This is a genomic window from Antricoccus suffuscus (assembly GCF_003003235.1).
GTDB lineage: Bacteria > Actinomycetota > Actinomycetes > Mycobacteriales > Antricoccaceae > Antricoccus > Antricoccus suffuscus.
In genome coordinates this window covers 499,367-522,141 of record NZ_PVUE01000001.1, presented here as the reverse complement: position 1 = coordinate 522,141, position 22,775 = coordinate 499,367, and the positions used below count along the sequence as shown (strand labels likewise).

General features: G+C 57.5%; 15 protein-coding genes. 9 read left to right on the top strand and 6 right to left on the bottom strand.

The annotated features are described in order from the left end of the window. Window positions 1-32: 32 nt before the first annotated feature. The gene (locus tag CLV47_RS02475; RefSeq protein ID WP_106347394.1) at window positions 33-1,379 is read left to right on the top strand and encodes a lipopolysaccharide biosynthesis protein; all 1,347 of its coding nucleotides are present in this window, start codon (window positions 33-35) and stop codon (window positions 1,377-1,379) included. After that, window positions 1,376-2,416, top strand: a complete 1,041-nt coding sequence (locus tag CLV47_RS02470) for a glycosyltransferase family 2 protein (RefSeq protein ID WP_106347393.1) — start codon at window positions 1,376-1,378, stop codon at window positions 2,414-2,416. The genes CLV47_RS02475 and CLV47_RS02470 overlap by 4 nt, the downstream gene beginning before the upstream one ends. Window positions 2,417-2,462: 46 nt before the next feature. Here CLV47_RS02470 and CLV47_RS02465 read toward each other — a convergent pair whose 3' ends face one another. Then, on the bottom strand, window positions 2,463-4,496 hold the full coding sequence (locus CLV47_RS02465; RefSeq protein WP_106347392.1) for a DUF7657 domain-containing protein: 2,034 nt from the start codon (window positions 4,494-4,496) through the stop codon (window positions 2,463-2,465). Between the two features lie 461 nt (window positions 4,497-4,957). Here CLV47_RS02465 and CLV47_RS02460 point away from each other — a divergent pair, with 461 nt between their 5' ends. Both CLV47_RS02460 and CLV47_RS02455 read left to right on the top strand, forming a co-directional pair. Further along, window positions 4,958-6,778, top strand: a complete 1,821-nt coding sequence (locus CLV47_RS02460) for a rhamnan synthesis F family protein (RefSeq protein WP_202862334.1) — start codon at window positions 4,958-4,960, stop codon at window positions 6,776-6,778. 17 nt (window positions 6,779-6,795) lie between these two features. Beyond that, the gene (locus tag CLV47_RS02455; protein WP_106347390.1) at window positions 6,796-8,097 is read left to right on the top strand and encodes an acyltransferase family protein; all 1,302 of its coding nucleotides are present in this window, start codon (window positions 6,796-6,798) and stop codon (window positions 8,095-8,097) included. A gap of 67 nt (window positions 8,098-8,164) precedes the next feature. On the opposite strand, the gene CLV47_RS02450 is transcribed toward CLV47_RS02455, so the two are convergent. After that, complete coding sequence (locus tag CLV47_RS02450) at window positions 8,165-10,321, bottom strand: acyltransferase family protein (RefSeq protein ID WP_170110931.1); 2,157 nt, start codon at window positions 10,319-10,321, stop codon at window positions 8,165-8,167. A gap of 319 nt (window positions 10,322-10,640) precedes the next feature. Between CLV47_RS02450 and CLV47_RS02445 the strand changes: the two genes are divergently transcribed. Continuing rightward, the gene (locus CLV47_RS02445; RefSeq protein WP_202862333.1) at window positions 10,641-11,711 is read left to right on the top strand and encodes an NAD-dependent epimerase/dehydratase family protein; all 1,071 of its coding nucleotides are present in this window, start codon (window positions 10,641-10,643) and stop codon (window positions 11,709-11,711) included. 5 nt (window positions 11,712-11,716) lie between these two features. Next, entirely contained in the window at window positions 11,717-12,829 is a 1,113-nt protein-coding gene (locus CLV47_RS02440; protein ID WP_170110930.1) for a glycosyltransferase family 2 protein, read from the top strand. Between the two features lie 33 nt (window positions 12,830-12,862). Here CLV47_RS02440 and CLV47_RS02435 read toward each other — a convergent pair whose 3' ends face one another. After that, a complete protein-coding gene (locus CLV47_RS02435; RefSeq protein WP_106347387.1) occupies window positions 12,863-14,158 on the bottom strand; it encodes an ABC transporter ATP-binding protein in 1,296 nt (431 codons plus the stop codon). A 1-nt stretch (window position 14,159) separates the two neighbouring features. Then, on the bottom strand, window positions 14,160-14,978 hold the full coding sequence (locus tag CLV47_RS02430) for an ABC transporter permease (RefSeq protein WP_106347386.1): 819 nt from the start codon (window positions 14,976-14,978) through the stop codon (window positions 14,160-14,162). A 243-nt stretch (window positions 14,979-15,221) separates the two neighbouring features. Between CLV47_RS02430 and CLV47_RS02425 the strand changes: the two genes are divergently transcribed. Continuing rightward, window positions 15,222-16,265: an FkbM family methyltransferase gene (locus tag CLV47_RS02425; RefSeq protein ID WP_146135259.1), complete on the top strand. Its 1,044-nt coding sequence runs from the start codon at window positions 15,222-15,224 to the stop codon at window positions 16,263-16,265. Here CLV47_RS02425 and CLV47_RS02420 read toward each other — a convergent pair. Beyond that, window positions 16,262-18,361 carry a hypothetical protein gene (locus CLV47_RS02420; protein ID WP_106347384.1) on the bottom strand — a complete coding sequence of 700 codons (2,100 nt, stop codon included), beginning with the start codon at window positions 18,359-18,361 and terminating at the stop codon, window positions 16,262-16,264. The genes CLV47_RS02425 and CLV47_RS02420 overlap by 4 nt on opposite strands. Window positions 18,362-18,413: 52 nt before the next feature. Between CLV47_RS02420 and CLV47_RS02410 the strand changes: the two genes are divergently transcribed. Continuing rightward, window positions 18,414-19,058, top strand: coding sequence for a hypothetical protein (locus CLV47_RS02410; protein ID WP_146135258.1), 645 nt, complete (start codon window positions 18,414-18,416; stop codon window positions 19,056-19,058). Here CLV47_RS02410 and CLV47_RS02405 read toward each other — a convergent pair. After that, the gene (locus tag CLV47_RS02405) at window positions 19,048-20,988 is read right to left on the bottom strand and encodes an N-acetylmuramoyl-L-alanine amidase (protein WP_106347381.1); all 1,941 of its coding nucleotides are present in this window, start codon (window positions 20,986-20,988) and stop codon (window positions 19,048-19,050) included. The two genes, CLV47_RS02410 and CLV47_RS02405, sit on opposite strands and share 11 nt — an antisense overlap. Window positions 20,989-22,038: 1,050 nt before the next feature. On the opposite strand from CLV47_RS02405, the gene CLV47_RS02400 reads away from it, so the two are divergent. Continuing rightward, entirely contained in the window at window positions 22,039-22,707 is a 669-nt protein-coding gene (locus tag CLV47_RS02400; RefSeq protein WP_146135257.1) for an LPXTG cell wall anchor domain-containing protein, read from the top strand. Window positions 22,708-22,775: the final 68 nt, after the last annotated feature.

The following is a 22,775-nucleotide window of genomic DNA, read 5'->3' as shown; positions in this document are numbered from 1 at the left end:
CGCGACACTCCCACTTCGGAAGCTACTGATACATGACCCGGCGTACTCCCAGCGGCAGCAAACTCGGCGCGTTCCTCGCCAAGCTACCCAAAGGGACGGTCGCCGTAGGTGCCGGCCTCGGAGTAATGGGCCTCACGTCGTACGGTTTCCTGCTGATCGCCGCTCGCGCTCTGCACCCGGTCGGGTACGCCGAAATCACCGTCGTTTGGACGGTGCTATTCACCATTGGCCCTGGATTGTTTCTGCCCTTGGAGCAAGAGTGCGCCCGCAGGATCTCGTCGGCTCACGACGGGTCGATCGCCCGCCCCGCGCTTCGCCGAATCATCACACTTGGCGGCTTGCTCCTGGCCGCGGTCGTCGTATTGTCGGCGGCCGCGTGGCCGCTCATCGGGACTCGGATCTTCAACGGTGACCTGCCTCTATTCATCACGACGCTCGCCGCGACGGCCTGCCTATGGCCGGTCCACACCTCGCGCGGCATGCTCGCCGGCAGCGGCCATTTCGGTCGGTACGGTGTCGGCCTCTGCGTGGACGGCGTCCTGCGCGTCGTCGGCGCTGCGGCGCTGGCGCTCGGTGGTTCGAGTACCGCGTGGCATTACGCGGCGGTCTTCGTCGTCTCGCAGCTAGTCGCCACTGGCGTCTCGGTTATCGGCGCGCACTTCCGGTACGTCGACGGCGCAAGTAACGGCCGAGCTCACGAGGACAGCTGGGCGTCGATTCGCAAGGTGATCGGCTGGATGCTGGTCGCCGTACTGATGAGCCAACTGCTTGCGAACGGTGGGACCTTCGCCGCCAAGGCTATCGCCAGCCCTACTGATCCGACCGCGGGAGTCTTCCTGTCGGCCCTTGTGATCGCGCGGATCCCGTTGTTCCTGTTTGCGGCCCTCCAAGCGTCACTCTTGCCCAACATCGCGGCACTGATCGCGCGCCGGGAACTCATCGCTGTTCGGTCACTGGTGCGGCGCGTATGCGTGGCGCTCACCGCACTCGGCGCGCTTGCCACTGTTCTGCTTATCGCGTTCGGTCCCGAACTCCTGGTCTTCGTCTTCGGTCCACGTTTCGACATTTCCCGCTGGACGCTCGGTCTCCTATCCCTCGGCTGCCTCGTATTCATGGTGGCCTCGGCGCTCGCGCAGGTACTGATCGCAGCCCAGCGGGCGAAAGATGCCGGGATCATTTGGGTCATCTCCGTGGTCCTGTTCCTGGCGTTCCTCGCGCTCCCGATCGAGCTGACCACCCGGGTTAGTCTCTGCTTGTTGCTCTCGTCGTTCGGCGGCCTGCTGCTGTTCGCTTACCGCTGGACGCAATTGGAGCGGTTGCTTGCAAGCGCACCGGCGACTCAAACAACAGCCGTCCCTGCGACAGAACCGGAGGCATGAAGATGTTGGAGCAGGGTGCGGTCAGGCGGTCGGTTGTCGTACTCGGCTACGGCGAGGAAAAGCATCTTGAACGATGTCTGGCAGCGATCTGCGCAGAACTCGGCCCAAGCGACGAGGTTGTGCTCGTCGACAACGGCATCATCGACGGCACGACACGTGATCTTGGGATCGACCCGCGAATTCGCGTCATCGGTAACGGCAACAACCTCGGCTTCGCCGGAGGGTGCAACTACGGTGCACACGAAGCAACCGGCTCGATGCTCATCTTCGTCAACTCAGATGCGATCGTGCGGGACGGGGCGCTCGATGCCCTCGTAGCCGTGGCGCATGAGCCGCAGATTGGAATCGCTAGCGGCTCACTACATCTGGCGGACGAGCCGGACAAGGTCAACTCAGTCGGCAATCCGATCCACTACCTCGGCGTGACCTGGGCGGGGTCCTGCGGCGAGCCGGCCGCCGACCACTCTCTGCGCCGGGCGGTCGCGTGCGCTACGGGCGGATTCTTCGCAATGCGGCGCAAAGTCTGGGATGAGGTAGGCGGTTTCGAGGAGCGCTACTTCGCCTATCACGAAGACACCGACTTGAGCCTGCGCGTCCAGTTCCGCGGCTATCAGATCGACTACGTGCCGGACGCGATCGCGGACCACTTCTACGAATTCTCGCGCAACCCGCGCAAGATGCATCTCGTCGAACGCAACCGGTTGATCGTCGTACTCACGGACTTCCCCACTCCAGTGCTGCGCGTGGTCTTGCCGATGGTGCTTCTCACGGAGCCCGCGTTCCTCGTCATGGCAATCCTCCAAGGCTGGACACGCCAGAAGGTAAGTGGCTGGATGTGGCTGGCACGCAACCGACGTTTCATCGTCCAAGCCCGACGGCGGATCCAGTCGACGAACCAGATGAGCCCACGTGCGTTTGCGTCACTGCTCGAGTCCAAGATCGAACCCCCGATGATTACCCAACCCCCAGGAATGGGAGTGCTGAACTCCGCATTAGCGATCTACTGGTCGTTTGCCCGCACGATAATTCAACGCTGACCTCGTCCTAAACGCACCGACCACCGGGTCAAATCGTTAACCGGAGCTAGTTGATCGCGTAAATATACTTCTCCGCGCCGTTCCATTCGAACGTACCGTTCGAGATCAGGCAACCGTTCGGCAAGGGGCCCTCGGAAACGATGTGGGTCAAGTTGAAGCCCTTAGCGGGCAGCGCGCACGGGTCGACACTTACGATTATCTGGTCACGAGCCGCACCGAGCGAAATCGTTGCGTTCGAATCCGTCGTCCACCGCATTATGATCGCGCTCACACCCCTATTCCAGATCTCCTTGTACTGGCTTGATGGATCTAGTTGCTGCCACTTTTTCGCGACCGGTCCCGTGACCTGATTGCCGCCCAGTTGCGGGACACCTGTTGCTGTCAAGAGTGCAGCCGTCAACTTTGAATCGGTGGCCCAGAGCTCGTGTCCTCGGCGCGCGTCGACACCTATCGCCATGAATTTCTGAGCGGTGCTGCTGTTTCGTAGGTCCCCCAAACCGACTTGGATTGGATTCGCACCAACGACTACGAGCGCTGCGCAACCTACACCAAGCGCCGCCAGCCACCCACTACGTGGAAATGCCGTCAGAAGCCCAACCAATATCCCGACGATAACGGTGCACAGAAATATCTCTTTCGGCCCAACGCTCGGCATGAACACCGCAGAGAGGGACGACCCACCGATGGCAGTCGCTGCACCACAACTCACGGCCGCCGTAAGCGGAATCCTGGCGGAAGGCGCGCGAGGAACTCGCGAGATCACGAACCCGAGCAGGATTGTCGCCAAGATTCCCACGGTCTGCGCGGCACGAATCGGCACGACTCTGTTAACAATCGGCAGGTGCGCGCCAAGACCACCCCAATCAAGCAGACACCAGCTAAGCCAGAACGCCGTCGATACGCCAAGCATCGCGATTGGAATTGAGCGCCTTGACCATTTCCGCTGAGGAAGCCCGACCCACAGCACCAGGGCCCACACGGCGCACACGGTGAAGGCCTGCGACATATCACTCTGACCGATGCCAGTGGCCGCCGAGTTGTCTTGAAGGCTACGAAGAAACGGTCCGGCGAACATGTTCGCGGCCGGAAGGATCGCACCCGTCACGCGCCGAGCTCCTGGATACACGGTGTCTGACTGCGCTACCAGGGCCGCCCAGTTGTCGAAAACTAGGCCAGCCAACATAACCAATGCGCTTAAGCACGTCGTGACAGCTGCCTTCACAGCAAACTTTCGGCCACGGCGATGAAAAAGCAACCACGATACTGTCGCTAACACGATCGGAATCGACAGCACGATCGCCCAGGGTACGTAATTGGACACAACTCTCGACCAGAGAATGCCGGCTAACACGCACAAGGAAAACCCAAGCCAGGGTCGCCTTACCCAAGTATCATATCCACGAATCAAGAGCAGACATCCGGCGAGCGTGAAAGCCATAACTCGAATCGGCGTCATCGACCACCACGCAACCGACGGCGCGACAAATACCAAACCCGTGGCAAGCCAGCTGCCGATTCGACTCGCGCCGAGTCGCTGCATCCACGGAGGTAGACACAGCATTAGGAGCAGGGAAGGCAACCACCAAAACGCGGCGAACAACATCTGATCAGGCACAAAGGACAGCAAGCGCAGTAAGGACCCATCGAAAAACACGACCGACTCGAAAACCCCTGATGACGGGATCTGATGAACGACGTCTGGCGTCTGCGCTAAAGGCGTCAAGGCCGACGTTCCGTGGGCCGCAATGTATCCCAGCAGGATCGGGGTAGACGTCAAAAACTCATCGCCGCGTATCAGCCGTGGCTCCCCGCTAATAACGCCGGGAGCAAATCCAGAACCCTGGCTCATCATGGAGTAGGCAAGCGACGAGGTCGTAGTACCGAACACAACCAATAGCGCATAGATTACGAGTGAAGACGCACGTCCGACTCCAAGTCTCCGGACGACTACTGAGGTTCTAGACACCACCGATCTACAGATGCGAGCCGCGACGGTGCCGCCGGCGGTCTGGGGAGCGCCATCATCGCACTCCTCGGCAATGGCAAAGTCAGAATTGTCATACGCCCTGTCAACACCCATCTGAAACTCAGAGTCCTCACTTCGGCTCGATAAAACGACCCCTGACATGCGCCAATACGAGCGCTTGACAGCTGTGCCGCGCATTAGAGTAACCGCCGGCGCAAGAACAACGAGAACTTACACCCGCGGCAAGCCCACCCGACCGTTGCGCCGGCGGGTTCCGGCAAAACCTCTCGGTATTGGGGCATACCGGGCAGCCGGCCACGGTGCCATCTGTGAGGAATCAGACACTCAACAGGCAAGCGCCTGAACGTCGATCCGCGAGATCCGCGAACTTGACGAAGAGTGCCTGTATCGTAGCAACGTCGCGATTAGGTTGCCACACCCGGCAGCTGTCGGGGCTAGAGAGTCCATTGCTGCAATCCCCGAGCATCTAGACGCTTCACAACCAAACAATCACATCTGAAGGGACACGGGTGCGCCGCGTAATATTCTACCTATTTTTCGATCCGCACGGAATTGTGGACGACTATATCGTCCATAAGTTAGCGAGACTGCGCGAGCACGCCGAAACCATCTTCGTGGTCTCCAATTCGGCTCTGACAACGGACGGGCGTTCGAAACTCGAGTCGGTTGCCGACACCGTATACGTACGGGAAAACGTCGGGTTCGACGTCTGGGGATACAAGCAAGCAATGGAAGCGTTTGGCCGAGATCGTCTCGCGAAATATGACGAACTTGTCCTCATGAATTACACATTTTTTGGACCGGTGTTTCCGTTCTCTGAAACGTTCGAGACCATGAATCGACAGGACGTAGACTTCTGGGGGATAACGGCGCATAAGTCGATGAATCCGAACCCCTTCCCAGGCGCGAACGATGAACTGCCAATGCACATCCAGTCCCATTGGATCGCTGTCCGTAAGCGGATGTTTACCTCGCTTGAATTTCAGGACTATTGGGATTCCATGCCTATGATTCACTCCTATGAAGATTCGATACTGAGACACGAATCACGATTCACGAAGCACTTCTCGGAGCGCGGATTTTCGTATAGCGTGACATTCCCCCCAGAGAACTATCCGTCGACACACCCTATATTCGAAAACGCCAATCTTTTACTAAAAGACCGTTGCCCGATAGTCAAACGTCGGCTCTTCTTCCATGAACCTACCTACTTAGAGCGCAACGCAATCCTTGGCCGACGAGTTATGGAAGCCATCGAGGCAACCGACTATCCGACCGATCTGATCTGGCGCAATGTGGTTCGCTCAGCAGAACCCCGAACCCTCTATACGAATCTATCTCTGCTCGAGGTCCTTCCAGAGTTCGATTCTGGCTACCGACCGGAACCTCAGCCGCGCATAGCTGTGCTCGCACACATCTACTACGAAGATATGGTCGATGAGACCATGTCCTACGTTAAAAACATCCCCGTTCCCTACGACCTAATTGTGACGACTGTATCCGAGGACAAGAAGCGGCATATCGAGCGAGACCTCAAGCCGTATGACGCGGCAAACGTCGAAGTCCGCGTCATGGAGCAAAACCGCGGGCGAGATATGAGCGCACTCCTTATCACTTGCAAAGATGTCCTACTGTCCGACAAATACGATCTTATATGTCGAGTACACTCGAAAAAATCTCCTCAGAACGACTACAACACGGCCGTATTGTTTAAAGAACACATGTTTGATAATTTGCTCTATACGCCAGGCTACGTCGCGAGCATACTAAGGCTTTTTGAGGACCAGCCCACGCTCGGCATGGCATTTCCGCCAATAGTGAACGTTGGTTACCCAACCCTTGGGCACTCCTGGTTCACCAACCGCGAACAGGCTGAGGACATCGCTGAGAAGTTGGGAATCACGACCAAGTTCGATCGCTCCACACCTGTTGCCCCATATGGGACGATGTTTTGGTTTCGCCCGGATTCGCTCCGAACTCTAGCGGAGCACAATTGGACCTGGGATGACTATCCGGCGGAGCCAGGTCATAACGATGGCGGGTTAGCTCACGTCCAGGAACGGCTGCTCGGATATGCCGCAATGAATGAGGGATACCATTTGCGGTCGATCATAAATCGAGACTGGGCCAGCATTAACTACGCATTCCTGGAATATAAGCTGCAGCGGGTTGCGTCGCGGCTCCCCCATTTTACGCAGGATCAGATGGATTACTTAGATCGGATTCAGGCTGGACACCCATTGCTGTCGGCAGTAAAAGACGCCGTCGATAGGCGATTTCCTAGAGTGGGACACGGTCTCCGACCGCTATACCGCCTAACTCGTCGGGCGTACAGAGCGGGAAGGTCTCCACACCAGGCCCAAGACAGACTATAGAGATAGCGCAAGCCATTATGCCTTTAACTATTCGCCAGGCGTTTAACCCGAAATCCAATAGCATCGGTTTCCTTCGATGGCTGATGGCGTTCGCCGTGATTTTCTCACACGCAGGTCCGTTGGCAGGCTTTTACGGAGGACATGACCTCGGGCTCCAGTTCACGACCGAGCAGTCGTTGGGCGGCGTGGCCGTTTGTGGATTCTTCTTTCTGAGCGGCTTTCTTATCACCAAGAGTCGCCAAGGGTCATCGACGATATTTCGCTACTTCTGGAGGCGCATACTACGCATTTTTCCTGCGTTCTGGGCGGCCCTGCTTGTAACGGCATTCGTGCTCGGCCCGATCGCATATATACACACCTATGGTTCAGCCACAAACTACTGGTCGCCTACCGTCGATTCACCGTTCCGTTATTTTACCGATAACATGTTTCTGCGCATGAATCAGCCGAATATAGCCGGAATGGGTTCGACTATTCCGTTGGGTCACGCGGGCGGGTTCAACTGGAATGGTTCCGCTTGGACCCTTATTTATGAGTTCAAGGGTTACGCCATTATTGGGATCTTCGGCCTTCTTGGTATTCTGAAATTTCGCTGGCTAGTGGCCACTTTTGCGGGCTTCATGGTTGTACTTAACACGATGACATGGGCCGGCTTCGGCGATTTCACCAAGTTCGCGCCATTCCTTAACGACTATAAGAACATTATGGTTCTAATGCCGTTTGCGGTAGGTATGGTATTTGCGCTATTTGACGATGTGATCCGTATCGACGATCGCATCGCCGTTGCAGCCCTGGCCCTCGCGGCGTTTACCTATTTCTCGGGTGCGGGATGGCTGCTTTATGGGCAGTTTGGTTTTGTGTACGTACTGATGTGGTGCGCGATTCGAATTCCACTAACACGCTGGGATGTACACGCGGATCTTTCGTACGGTATATACATATTTGCGTGGCCAATAATGCAGTTTTCAGCATACTTCGGCCTCCAGAAGGCCGGCTGGTGGGTTTACCACATTTGCATTGTCGCAGCCATCCATCTAGTTGCGTTCGCGAGTTGGCACCTTATCGAAAAGCGCGCGATGAGTCTTAAGAGCTGGACACCCTCATTGCTCGCGGCGGCACAGAAAAAGGCTGGCCCGCTCAATGACAAGATCAAGCGGTCGTTGGTAAATCCGAACTTCTCGTCGTCTCGGTATGCGCAGAAACTACGCGATATCGATAATCAGCTGACCACGTCGGTCGGTCAGGCTCCCAGTGCTATCTCTGGCGACTCTCAGCCGAATCAAACCCGGCGAAGCGCCGGGTCAACGGATAGGGCCTGATCTGCAAAGCCAGGAGCCCAACACGCAAAAGACATGACGCCAGCCGACCAGGATCGTCCTTCGATTGTCATTTGCGAATCAAGAGTGGCTCGACATACGGAAGTAGATAGGGCGCGAGCGTCCTCGCGAACGTTGTCGACATGTGGTTGTAATCGGCGTAAACGATGACCCCGCCGATGACCGCCGGGCATCGGACCGGACCGCAGAGATACTGGTTCAGATCGACTGTCGTGACATTTGGAGAGTCCAGCTTTTTTGCGGCGTCGGCCAGCGGGTCGTAGCCGATCCACGCCGATCTAGTACCGGCGCATGCATCGTCGTAGTTGTCCGGATTGGTCGCGACGCAATCAGGAGGCTCGTTCTTTGGGTCTAACGGTGCGGGCGTGTCTCGGATTACCATCAGCCTTCGCGACGGTGTCGCAAGGGCAGCCATAGTTTTAGCGTAATCCTCCACAGAGGCCTGCGGCTTGCGATCGAGATCGGACATTACGACTAGATCAAAATGACCCTTCTCGATTTCATTTAATGCGTTGTCGACGACCTTCTTACACTTGTTGGCAAGCTCCCCAGCTGACATGCCTGCCATTCCATCCGCGAACTTCACTACATCGTCGACAGGTTGGCAAACACCGATGACGAACGTCTGTATTTGCCAGCCTCGTGCGGTTGCCAGCGCCTCAAACGCTGGAAGCCAGTGCCCAGCGTGTGAATTGCCGAAGAGAGCAATCCGCTTAATCGGACGTGACTGAGTCCCATACGTACAAGACTGGAACGATTCAAAGGGTGGCCAGTTGAGGCAGTCCGTTATGACCGGTGACATATCCGATTTTGCGTACACCGGTGAGGTGACAAGGGGTTGGTGCGCCGGACACTTATTCCCTGGGTCCATCGCCGCCGCCCCAAAACAATCCGGGGATTTCGCTATCTGCGCGACTACATCCGTCGCAGTCTTACGCTCCATCTGGTCTGTCTGGAGCACGACGATCACCGACGCCGCAACGACCACTAACGACAGCCCGGCCGCGAGCACGAAACTGTACCGCGTCCGCCGCTCAAGCAGTCGATTGCGCCGCAGCGGTGCCTCTATGAAAGTAGTGCTCACCCAAGCGAGAGCCACGGAGACGGCAATCACCCCGCATTTTTCCCACCAGGACGGCCCATGTGACAACACAAACGGCGTGACGACAATTAGTGGCCAATGCCAAAGATAGAGCGCGTATGAGACGTCGCCTATGAACTGCACCGGCCGAGCTGAGAATAGCCCCGTCAGCCGCGCCTTCTCGGGCGCCTCGACCAAGATTATTAGCGCAGTAGCGACTGTCGGAACCGTCGCTACCCAACCTGGAAAGACGTCGTCGGAGTCTATTAATACGAACGAAGCGGCTAGAGCGCCAAGACTTACCCATAGGGCGAAACTTCGCCCTCGCTCGTGTGGCCGCAACCACTTCGATGCAATGGGGGCGACACACGCAAGAACACTCCCGATGCCAAGTTCCCAAGCGCGCGCGAATGTCGAGAAGTACGCGACGGCCGGGCTGGTATAACTGGCGGTGAGTCCGTAAACAAAAGACGCCACGACGAAGCCGACTGCCAGTACACCGACGATTTGCCGTGTCGAGCCGCGGCGCCTGCAGAACACGATCGCGAGGCCGATTAACACCGGCCAGGCGATGTAGTACTGCTCTTCGACTGACAACGACCAGAAGTGCTGGAACGGTGAACGCGCAGTCTCTCCGCCGAGATAGTCGACCGCATCACCAATCAAATGCCAGTTCTGGTAGTACAGCATAGATGCTGTCGCGTCGTGCGCATTCCCGCGCCAGAGAGTGCTAGGAAGAAATACCCTCACAAGGACCAGCGTTACGACGATCACCACGAATGCCGGAGCCAGCAATCGTCGAATTCGCCGACCCCAGAAGGTCGCAAGGTCAACAATCCGCGCAGGTGGTTTCGCGACGAGGTGCGACGTGATGAGGAATCCAGAAACGACAAAGAAGACGTCGACCCCAACGAATCCGCCGGTAAGCCTGCTCGGCCAGAGGTGGTAGAGCACGACCGCAACGACGGCTACAGCGCGAAGCGCTTGGATGTCCTTCCGCGCACGCTTGTTATGCGTCGTTAGGGCATCGGCTCCGGACACCGTTGACGAACGTTTCACCATGCCGTTACATCGGCCCTTCTTACTAGCGTGACCAATGTCGACGCGACAGCGCGTGATCTTCACCGCGCGTGATCCAAGGCTTATCCATCCATTCGCTGCGCCTCGCAAGCGTAATCGGTGCATTGTCTAGAGACAGTATGGCTGCAGCGTGTCAGATTACCGGTTCTCGGCGAGCAGGACCGAAGCGCCGTGCTCGAGCTCAATCGCCGAAGCCAAGTGTGGTTTCCTCCGTGTTAGCGCCGCCTCGAGCGGCAGCGGCTCGGCGTCCACGAACCCGGCCGACAACCAACTGCAGGCGATCGGCGTCCCGCACTCGTCAAGTCGGAACCCCTATAGTGGACGACGTCGCAATTGCACTAGCAAGCTAATACGAACTGGAGACATGATCAGCGAAATGGCCAAAACCTGCCTCGTTACCGGCGGCGCCGGGTTCATCGGCTGCGCGTTGTCGACCGAGTTGCCCAAGCATTTCGATCGCGTCGTCGCCATGGATAATATGCACCCGCAAGTGCACGCGAACGCGACAAGACCAGGCGACCTAGACGAACGCGTTGAACTACTCGTTGGAGATGTGACCTCAGGTGATGACTGGGATCGGATTTTGGCGGATGTAGCACCTTCGACAGTGATCCACCTCGCAGCTGAGACAGGCACGGGGCAATCGCTCACGGAGGCATCCAGACATGCAGAAGTCAACGTCGTTGGTACGACTCAGATGCTTGATGCATTTACCCGAAATGGCAAGTTGCCAGAACGAATTGTGCTTACCTCCAGCCGGGCGGTGTATGGCGAGGGAGCCTGGCAGGACGCGAACGGCAAGATCGTCTACCCTGGGCAACGAACACGGGACATGCTGGACCGCGCACAGTGGGACTTTCCTGGCCTTACGGTCTTGCCGTTCAACTCGAGCACTGTGGTCGCCGATCCCACGAGCGTCTACGGATCAACAAAGCTCGCTCAGGAACACATTATTCGGGCCTGGTCACTTGCGATGAAAGTCACGCCAGTCATCTTCCGACTTCAAAATGTGTACGGACCAGGTCAATCGCTGACAAATCCGTACACAGGAATCCTGCCGTTCTTCGCACAGAAGGCTCGATCCGGCGACAGCATACCGGTCTACGAAGATGGCGATATTGTTCGGGACTTCGTATATATTAATGATGTTGCGTCGGCAATAGTCTCCGGTGCACTCAACTCCGGCGGCAATAAGTTCGCGTATGACATCGGAAGTGGCAGCGGGACCACGATTCTGCAAGTCGCAGAGATAATCGCCTCCATTTATGACGCGCCGAGGCCAACTATCAATGGCATGTTCCGTGACGGCGACGTGCGCGCCGCATCGTGCACAATCACGGACTCGCAATCAGCACTCGACTGGAGTCCAAAGGTCTCAGTAACTGATGGCGTCGCAAGGTTGTGCCACTGGATCGATACTGGCGAGAGAAGCTAAGTCGCGTGTCGAATGACCAGGTCGACGCAACCGTCGCCGTTGTCACCCGAACCAAGAATCGCCCAATCTTACTAGACCGGGCAATTGAAAGCGTGCTTGCCCAGACTTACCAGGATTTCAGCATCGTCATCGTGAACGATGCGGGCGACCCAGGACCAGTGAATGAAGTCGTTGGACGCCATCTAGAGCGCTCCAAAGGACGAATTCGTGTGATACATAACGTCGTGTCTAGCGGCCGTGAAGGCGCCATGAACGACGGAGTACGCGGATCTTCATCGAAATACATTTCCATTCACGACGACGACGACAGCTGGCACCCAGAGTTTCTCGAGAAGACCGTAGCTCATCTCGAGGGCTCACACGACGCGGGCGTCATGGCACGCACGGAAGTAATCTACGAACGGATAGAAGCGGGAAGCGTCGTCACGGAGTCAAGCGAGATCCTCGCCGCCGACAAGCACGAGATTACCCTACTGGACATGCTAGTGCGCAACTATGCGCCGCCAATCTCGTTCCTCTACCGCCGCTCCCTTCACGACGAGGTGGGCTTCTACGACAACTCGCTTCCAGTTCTCGCGGATTGGGATTTCAACCTACGAGTTCTCCAGCGCCACACGGTGGGATTTCTTGACGGACAACCACTTGCCAAATGGCACCACCGTCGCGACGCCGAGGGCGACCTGGGCAACAGTGTCGTTGTCGCCAGCGCCGATCACTCCCATTACGACATAGCGATACGAGACCGGTATATAAGAGGCACCGCGCAAGCCAACGGTCTGGGGCATTATCTCTTTGTCGCCGAACTTGTTAACCGAACCAACCAGGGTGCACACGAACGAACGGACCACACAAATAGCTTGATCAACGCGTTATCGGACCTGGCCGGCCATACCGATCAAAAACTCCACATCCTCGGCCAGGATTTGCATGCAGAGTTAGCGCGGATTGAAAAAGCTATCGAGAACATCAACTCTGCCAACATCAGCGCGACGAATCGTCTCATCGCCCAGTTTGGGATTCTGAACGGCAGAATCGATCATATACAGAACTTGATCAATGCCCAGTCACTGCGAGCACGCGCGAGGCGAATACTCAACGCGCCAAAAAGCTGGCGCTAGGATTCGATCGGGCGCAGATAGTCCCACCGCGGGCTAAGAGGATCCGGGTCCGGTCCACAGACCCTCAAAACGAACCAAACCCGAACCAAGATTCGACTCTGCGGCCCGGACCTTCATTATGAAGGCTCGCTCTCGAGAATCGTACGTATGACCTTTGTCCGACAACAGAGTGGATAGCGTAAAGGCTCCTGGAAGCAATGGGAGTCTATCCATTCGATAGTCAAAGTGGCCGCGGCCAGCCTGCAGTGAGGAAGATCCGTTGTCGTAACCGCTATTCGTATCAGCGATATGTGCGCCTGACTCATGATCGAAACTAAGGCCTAATGCCACGCTCGAAATTTCTGCCGACGCAGAGTAGTGAACCCGCAGCGTACACGATTGACCGCTGGTCAGAAACGCCACCGAACTACCTTCAGCGTCAAGGTACTCAATATCAGTCACCTGGACCTCCCCAGATCCATGACGACTCGGGTCGACTTCCGTAGAACCATACGCTGGCGACTCATGGCTTATGCCTTGGGCGCTCTCGGCTTCCCTTATGTTAACCGAAGCGAGGTATTCGTCCGTCAATTTTCTCGCGGGCCCCACTCCTCGCAGCCTACCGCTATCAATCCAGGCGACCTCGTCGCAGATCTCCGCCATCAGGCCGAGGCTATGGGAGACCATGACTATGGTCGTCCCGCGTCTGCGCAAATCATACAAATGATCAAAACATTTGCGCTGGAACTCCTCATCGCCGACAGCGATGACCTCGTCCACAATGAGGATTTCCGGATCAAGGTTGACCGCGATCGCAAAACCAAGACGCACGTACATCCCCGACGAATAGATCTTCACGGGCGTGTCTATAAACTCGCTCAAGCCACTGAAGTCGACTATCCGCTCCATCGCGCGGTCGATCTGCTTGCGAGTCATTCCGAGGATCGACCCGTTAAGATACACATTTTCACGCCCGGACAACTCCGGATGAAAACCTGCACCGAGCTCGAGCATGGCTGACACCCGTCCGTGCGCAACCACGCTCCCTTTGGTCGGACGATGGATGCCGGCAATCAGCTTCAGGAGAGTTGACTTGCCGGACCCGTTGTGCCCGATCAGACCGAACGTCTTACCCCTGGGTATGTCGAGCGATATGTCACGTAACGCCCAAAACTCATCACTCCGATCTTTCCGGCGACGATCCGTTACCATTTCTTTCAGATTGGTGCGTCGGTCCGCGAAGAGTTTAAATCGCTTCGACACATCGCGGATCTCGATCGCCGACTCACGGGCCGCGCTAATGCGATCTATATCCTCCGACGTTTGATTCGTCGCAAATAGACCAGACATCTTAAAGTTCCTCGCTAACGTCGTGAGCGCGTCGTTGGAAGAAGAACCATCCACCTGCGAGGACGAGCAGGCTCACGATCACCATATACGCCATGCTGGGCCATCCGGGAAATTTGAGGTCCCACAGAATGTTCCGAAATGATTCTATGAATACAGTCAGGGGATTATATTCATATAGTTTCAACCAAGGATACTCGCCGTACTTGGCCTGAACTAGCTCAATAGGGTAAATAATGGGCGCACTATAAAACAGGAGGTTTAGCAGTACTGTGATGATATAATTGACATCGCGAAAGCGCGCATTCAGCATCGCAAAAAACATTCCAACGCCGAGACCAAACGCCGCGAAAAGTGCGAGGAGTATCGGTAGGAGCAGAATCGTCCAACTGATGTTCCAGGCAATCAAAAATACGACGACTAGAATGCCGATTTCGATCATTAGCTGGTTTAGGACAGCAAGCATTGAACCAAAAACTGCCGTAAAGGGAGGGAAGTAGATCTTTCGCAATAGCGGTCCGGCACCAACTAGCGCACCAATGCTGCCCGTAACTAGGGCATTAAAAAAATTCCAGAGCACGAGGGCAGTAAATAGATACACCGGAAAACTAGATAGAGTGCCGTTTCCCGCGACCCTGTTGGGAAACCTCAAGAAGAAGCCAAAGACAATGCTGTAAATCGCGAGGGTGGAGAGTGGATTAAGCAAGGACCAAACAGACCCCAGTAAGCTCCCCCGGTACTTGCCCTTGATTTCGCGACTGGCGAAATTGCCGATTAGCCCTCTGTAATGCCATATCTCCTTTATCGGATTACGTGTTGCCACTCGCCTACCTTGTCTCTGCTCTGAACTACTCTACTTACGCCGATGCGCCAAAACGGTTCGACTTCACCTACACACAACGGTCGCCTAGTGGTCGACATGGACGGGCCCAGATCGGCATCGCTACGTTAGATCGCTCGGTCGATTGTAGTGGCTACGGGCGCCGGATGTGCGCACGCCGCGGTTACGAGGGATCGCTCACGATGTCGGCGGCTAGCGCATGGCATAGTTGACGGACAAGCGAACGTGCGCAGCTTCCCGGGGCCGCCGCCATCATGTACACCAAATACGAGCTGGAGGGCTCTTCCTGTGCCGCAAGTGGACCTGACCAATGCCCAGCAGTTGAACCGCATGTTGGCGAGGCTGTACGACCAGCAATTGCGGGATCATGTGTCCACATTCTCAAACATGCATCAGGGTCGTTCGAACTCGGCTCGACATCTCGACGACTTGTTCTTCAGACTCGTCGAACTGTCGGAGCCGACCGTGTTCGCCGAAGCCGGCGCCTACAAAGCTGAGGCGTCACGCCAGATCAAGCGAATGCTGCCTCAATGCCGTGTCGTAGCGTTCGAAGCGAACAAGTACAACTTCATTGCCTACAGTGGGCTGCTCAAAGAGTCTGCCCCGGGTGTCGAATACCTCAATTGCGCCGTGACCGACCAGCCCGGTGAGGAGACTTTTCATCTCCGCAGGCAGGCCGACGGTCAGGACATGCGTCAGGTCACCGGAAACAGTTCGCTGTTAGTTCGATCGGACGAGTCGACAACCTACGAGAAATTTACCGTCGACGCAGTCTCGCTGGATAGCTACTTCCCCGAGGTTGAGCGTTCGTGCATCTGGATTGACGTAGAGGGCGCCTCGAAGCAGGTTCTGAAAGGCGCTCGTCACTTTCTGTCCTCATGCCAGGTGATCAAGATCGAGGTTGAGGAACGCATGATGTGGGCCGATCAGTGGCTCTCATTGGATGTGATCGCGTTCATGCTGGCCGAAGGATTCGTCCCGATCGCCCGGGACATCGAGTATGAGAATCAGTTCAATATCGTATTTGTCGAGAACGAGTTCGGTCGACGACCCGAGGTACTGGCCGCCACCGAATACCACGGGAACTATATGGCGCATCACCTCGCAAGCGATCGCCTCGACCAGGCGGAGCAATCAGACGAACCGCCCCCGCGGTCGGACGACGGCGGATCGATCAGCGACATAGGAGCGGGGAGACCGCTGACCGCTGCGCGGTCCCTGCTCGCGAGTGTACGAACCCAACTCGTCCGTCGAGCTAGACCACGCTAGCTTGTCGTTTTACACCCGAGCAACACGTCGGCGCCGGCGCCCTGGTTGACTGCGTAGACGCATACTTGATTGGCCCCCAGTTTCTTGGGCGCAAACGTATATGCAAATCCGTGTCGGCCAGGAATCCCGTACGCCGTCAGATTCGGCAGAGATTGGTCGGCATACAAGAAGGCTGTCGGGATGCCATCCGTCGTGATCATGAGTGCGACCGGGTTGATTGGCACGTCGCTGTCCCACGCCCACCCCTGAACCGTGATTGAACCCGCGCTGCCCGTAGTGATTGACTGCACGCTACCGATCGGGCTGCCAGGCGGCACCACCCAGACGCTTTTACATCCGACAAGAATGTCGCCGCCGGCCCCTATATTGAACGCGTACATACACACCTGTGTTGCACCTTGGGTGCCGGGCCGGAGGGTGTAATTCGCACCGTGATCTCCCGGGATTCCGTAATGTGCCAGCTCAGGTTTCGGATCCGACGCATAGAAGTACGCGGAAACATTACCGTCTACGGTCAGCATCACAGTCACCGGCGCTGTCGGTGAACTCACGTCCCAGACCCAGCCTTTGACAGCAACGTTTCCCGCATTGTCAGCAGTGAGCGAGTCCAGCGATCCCTGTGGACTCCCCGGAAGTTGGACAGACTCTGTGGCGCAGCCAGTTAGAATGTCACTGCCTCCGAGTGTGTTAAACGCGTAGGCGCATACGGTATTGGGCCCGTTAACGACTCCTTTGACTGTTACTGAGAAGCCGTGGTCTCCTGGGATACCGTAGTAGGCCAATTCGGGCTTGGGCTGGTTGGCGTAGAGAAATGCGACCGCCTGACCGTTGACCGTGATCATCAGTGTTACGGGGTCAACGGGCGTGCTCATGTCAACGGCCCAACCGCCTACGGTGATGTTGCCATTCGAATCGTGACTTGAAGATTGCAAGGCGCCTTGCGGATTAATCTTTGGATACGCCACTGTGACGGATTTACACCCAAGCGACGTGTCCTGTCCTCCGCCGATGTCTTTAGCTGTGGCGCATACTTCGTTCGGTCCATCGAAGGGCGCCTGGAGTTGAACCGAGAAGCCATGATTACCAGGTATCCCGTATGAGGCAAGTTCTGGTCTGGGAACTGTAGCTAATGCGGACCCAAATTCCTTGCCATTCACGGATATGGCCACCGAAACGCTGGCCAACGGAATGTTCATGTCGACCGCCCAACCGGTCAATGTCAGGATAGATGCACCGCTTACGGTCACACTCTGCAGATCGCCTTGTGGGTTAATCGCGTTTTGATCTGTGGTCGAGCCGAACCAGTCGGTATACATCCGCCAGAAGTTGCGGTTGCCGTATGCTGAACACGAGTCGCCCGTGCCGTACATGTTGTTGAGCGCCGCCGTATTTGGTTGGTACGGCGTGTAGATATACAGGTTTGCAGTCGCCTGGTTTTCGATGTAGACATTTGATGATCCGCACCCGGCGTTCGGGTTGTACTGGATGTTGTTGTTGCGACCTTTTTGATAGCCGTAACGGGTGGGGTTATTGGTGTAGACCTTGAACTGTCGAGCCATTCGGTAGACTTGGTTGAAGAACCCGTAGTACTGTGCATCGCACGGCGCGGTGTCCGGGCAACCAAAACCGGTCGCACTTCGATAGTTGATCGCGCTTGGTCGCGTCTTGGTGATCAGCGCGGACTCCTTTTGGAGCGTGACCAGGATGACCTTCTGGCTGATGCCGCAAGCGCGGGCAACGACGTCGATGATCTGGGCAGCCGACAGTCCGCCGGTCGCGCCGACGGCACTGCACAGGCCGGGCTCCGCAGGGATCGGAGGTGTGGGCATCGAGTAGTTCTTGAGACATGGCATCTCACCGGCGACGCAATTGGCTCCCTGCGAATTCAAAAATCCCTGCACATCATTTGCCGACATAGCATTGCCGTCGAAGAACTTCGCGTCCGAGATGATCATCCCGGCCTTCCAATCGCCAGCCGAGACTGCCCTGGCCTCCTGCGCAGTAGACGTGAAGAACGCACCCATCAACGCGATGACAATCGCGACTAGAACGGCACGTCGAGCGGTCGTAGCGGTCGCCTGCGTCATACCAGCCATCTATTTGATCTCCACAGTCGCGGCGGCTGATTCCGTGGTACCTACGGCGGCAGTGAAGACGACGGTCACCTTCCATTTGCCACCGGGTTTACCTTGCATGGGAATGGTGATGGAACCGCACGACATGCCCCGACCGTCAAAGAGCGCCTTTACCGACGCCTTGGCGCTTTCGCTGCCCATTGTTGCAGTGGCCGTACAGGTGCCGTCAAGCGTAGTGATCCCGTTTACTGCGGCTGAGACATCGATAGAATGCGTGCCGGGCGCCGAAGTAACGCTGGTGATAACGACTTCGGCCCCCGAGATCGGAGGGAGCGCAGGCTGCCCAGACACATCACCAGCCGACGGCGGCGGCGCAGTTTTGCTGGCTGAAGGCGGCGTCGAGACCGATGTCGACGGCTTCGTGGCGGACGAACTATCTGTGCCCGGCGACCCGGCCGACGTACTGGTCAGCGTCGAGTCCGGCGCTGAAGGCGAGGAGCTATCCGGCGGGACGGACGACGCGGCCTTGGTCCCCCCATCGGCAGCGTTGTCGGTCCTGCCGTTCGATCCCAACACCGCGACCAAGATCACGGCAAGCACAGCAACGATCCCAACGCTGGCAGCGATCACAATGTACCGCCCGGCTCCTGGAACTCCCTTTTTCGGATCGGTATCGGACTGCATCTCATCGGAAGGCATCAAACGACCTAGACCTTGACCGTGGCACAGCCGACGAGTCGATCAGCGCCCCCGCCGATATTAAAGACGTACATACACACCTGGCTCGAACCCTTGGACGGCTTCGTCGCGTAGACGAAACCGTGATTGCCCGGCACCCCATAATTGGCCAACTCCGGCCTCGGTTGATCGGCGTACAGGAAGGCAAAAGCCTGCCCGTTTGACGTCAACATGACCGTCGCCGCCGCTGTTGGATCGCTAAGATCGAACGCCCAGCCGTCGACCACAATATTGCCGCTCTTATCGACTCCAGCCTGCATCGCGCCCTGTGGGTCTATTGGGGGGGGTGCCAGAGTCAAGCAACCGGCAAGAATGTCGCTACCGGCGCCGATGTTGAACACGTACATACACAACAGGTTGCTCGAAGTTCGACTTCCCTGTACTACGGTGTTCAGTCCGTGGTTGCCTGGAATTCCGTAGTTCGCAAGTTCTGGGCGGGGACCATTGGCGTAGGAGAACGAGACCGCAGCACCGTCCAGCGTCAGCATCACCACAGTTGGCTCCATCGGTGCGCTCATATCAATCGCCCAGCCATCAGCGTGAATCAATCCGGCTGCGTCCTTCGTCGCGGTGAAGGCAGCCTGCGGATTGATCTTAGGAATTACCACCTTGGAGCATTGGGCCAAGACATCTTTTCCATTACCTAGGTTGAAAATAAACATGCAGACGGTGTCACTACCGGTCGACGATGGTTTCAGCGTTGTTGTAAATCCATGGTTGCCCGGAATTCCATAATTCCCAAGCTCTGGGCGTGGACCAGACGCACTAGCGTATCCCGCAACCTGCCCGTTCAAGGTGAACATGACCGTGGCCGAACCGTACGGAGCGCTCCCATCGAATGCCCAACCATTGATCGCGATCTCGCCATTGGTCCCCGCTCCGGTCGACATTGCACCTTGAGGATCAAACGCTGGATACGACGACATAATCTGCGCGACTCTGGCACGTATAGAGGGGAGCGCTGCGTATCCGTAGCGACCTGGGCAGACTGTATTGCCAGTGTCCCTATGCCCGAATATCGTGTTCAGAGTCACTGTCTGTCCGTCGTTGAACTTTGCCGTAGTGAAACCGCCATTCATCTGTGTAAGTTGCGTCGTCCCAGTGGGATTGACGCCATAGAGCCCGAACTTCCACGCGATGAGCTGTGCCACCGTCTCCTTGGTCGCCGCCGGAACGTCTACCAGGTCGTAGTTGCCAAGCATCGATACACCGAACGTGTATGTATTGAACCCGCCAGCATGTGCACCGATCACGGTCGAGGCAAGTCCGCCGTAGCGACCCTCCCAGGCACGACCGAATTTATCGACGACGACGTTGTAGCCGATGTCGCCCCAGCCTTGGGTCACGGCTTGGTACTGGTAGATCGACCGCATGATGCCAGGCACATCGGCCTCGGAGTAGTTGTTCCCGTCAGCGCTGTGGTGGAGGGTCGCTGCTTTGATGGTCGAGGCGTATTGCGGATCCCAGGTCCGCTTACTCTCGTCCGCGCCCCATTGAGCTCGCGTATATACAAGTGGCTGATCGCCGGGTGCACCGTGCGCCTGCGCTGCCGGTTGCGGGGCGCCAGGATTTCCATCTTGCGAGATCTTCTTAGGATCAATCAGCGTTAGTTTGGCATCCGTGATGTTGACGCCAGGCGCAATCGTGACCGATATTTCGATGCCGTCCGAGGTCCCGAACCAGTACGGATCGGTGCCATTCCGTTCGCCCGCGGCGTTGGGATTCGGGCCGCCGTCTTGATTGAGGCTCAGATCGGTCCACCCGGACCACGTGCCCTTTTCTGTGTCCTTCACGCGAATTTGCACAGCCAGGCCAGTCGTCGGGTTGTCGCCCGCCCAGGTCACACCGGCCATCGAGAAGCCTTTAGTGTTCGGCTGGGCAAGCACCATCGTCTTGCTGCCTTCAGGCATGCCCGTAGCGGGGGGCGCAGGAGCGCCCGGCGCCGACGGCGCAGGCGCTGTGCTTGGCGATGCCGGGGCTGTGCTCGGAGAACCAGGCGCAGGCGACGTGCTGGGAGCGGCTGGGGCCGCGCTCGAATCAGGCGCAGCACCGGGCGACGTGGGTGACTGGGACTCGCTAGAGGGTGGGCTTGCCTCCGGCGTCGGCGCGGCGGTACCGCTCGCGCTCGGCGCGGAAGGAGCACTAGGAGCAGGTGCCGGATTGTCTCCGGAGTCCAGCACCTTGACTTTTGCAGCCGGTGCGGCGGGCGCACCGAGAGCAATGTCCTGTACAGCGGGCGAGACCGGCTTCGGGTCCTCGGCGATACCGCGGATGATGGGGATGCCGATCAGGGCACCGCTGAGCACTAATGCCGAGACGGCGATCGTAAGTACTCGAGAGACGGTCGATGTACGACTGGGTGCATTGGCAGCACGCATTGCGAGACCTTTTGTTCACGGGGGGAGGAAGCGACTGCGCTCACACTATGGGCGCGCAGATATTCAGTTTTAATAAGCCGTCACTACTGTGACTGGTGGGGCACATGGGGACAAGTCAGCGGGACGCACCTCACGCTCAATCTCAACCGATTGTTATCGCCTCGTGATCATTCGATGGTGATTTCAAATCAACCGGGCAGCCTCTCGCCCCCGTATGTCGAGCCCTCTGAACCACCTGTTCACCAGGCGAGCACATCGATGGATAACAATCGGGTGAACAGCCGCCCGTTTGAGATAACGCTTACGTCACACCTATTATGACCTCGCGAAATGTGTGCGAGAGGTATAGGTAATCCACAGACTTCCTCAGACGGGGACCCAAATGACCGCTCGCTCACGTATCTGTCAGATCATCACGGCGGCAGCGCTGCTAACGATGTCCGCCATCCCAGCCGCAGTCGCTGATGCGCCGACTACTCTTCCGCCCCTTGGGCCTCGCCAGCATCTGCGAGCACACCAGACGTATGGGGAATCGCTGGCGGCGGTTGCATCGGCACGGACGGGACACCCGGGGAGGTGATCGTGGGATTCGCCGACAAGAACGGCGTGCTGGCCGGCACCACGATCACGGTGAACGTCACCGGAAGCGGGGATTGGTATGTCGTCGCAACACTCGATCGTTCCGGCGGCGATTACACCGCGCACGCGGTCTGCGACATCTACAACACCACCATTGAGTACCCGATGCTGACGGTACCGGCGAGTTCGCAACCAGCCGGCCCGGCGGCAGACCTCCTCGCCGGCGACAACACACTTGCTGTAAAACTGGGCGTCGATGCCAATGGACAATTCGTTCAAATTAGCGGCAATGGCTGCGCGATTGGCGGTTCCCCCGGAACAGTAACTGTCACGGCACAACTCCCGAAGACCTTCACACGACCGGCCGATAGTGGTACGGATGCCACCGGACACTGGACGGCCGGCTATCCCGCGGAACCCGGGCATTATCACGTGGAGGCAGTCTGCAATGTCGACGGACAATCGGCTTCGTACCAGTCATTGGACTTCGATCTCGTACACGATAGTGACGGCACTACATCTCTCGCTGGCGCGACGGATCCTGCTGCGGCTACTCGCAGCCTCGCCAACACCGGCACGGATACCGTGTCGCTACTGCCCTACGCGGGGCTGCTCTTAGCATCGGGACTCGGGCTCGTATGGGTTGGCCGCCGGCGGCGCCTCGACCACTAGCGGCTCGTGCCGGCACTCCGTCGTACGTTGACTCCCTCTCGGCACATAGTGTGTCGGGAGGGAGTTTC